This is a genomic window from Extibacter sp. GGCC_0201 (genome assembly GCF_017566055.1).
In the GTDB taxonomy this organism is placed as follows: domain Bacteria; phylum Bacillota; class Clostridia; order Lachnospirales; family Lachnospiraceae; genus Extibacter.
This window is the reverse complement of sequence record NZ_JABFCH010000105.1, coordinates 1-238: the sequence shown is the minus strand read 5'-3', so window position 1 is coordinate 238 and position 238 is coordinate 1. Positions and strand designations below refer to the sequence as shown.

General features: G+C 56.3%; 1 rRNA gene. It reads right to left on the bottom strand.

The features are described from left to right. Positions 1–238: ribosomal RNA gene (locus HJV72_RS20565) — 23S ribosomal RNA — on the bottom strand; the annotation flags it as partial.

Here is a 238-nt window from a genome sequence, read left to right as displayed (position 1 = left end):
ACAATGCTTCTCCCGTCGGCCTTAGGATTCTCTCCTCATCTACCTGTGTCGGTTTGCGGTACGGGCGCGATATGAACGATAGCGGCTTTTCTTGACGCATGGCTCACACTCTTCCCTACTCGTAGTTCGGTACGCGTCACGCCTTCGGATTGTACAGCGGATTTGCCTACTATACTCCTACCTCGCTTGCGCCGGGCTTTCCGTTCCCGGCTTGTGCTCTCCACACGTGTCCCCACAG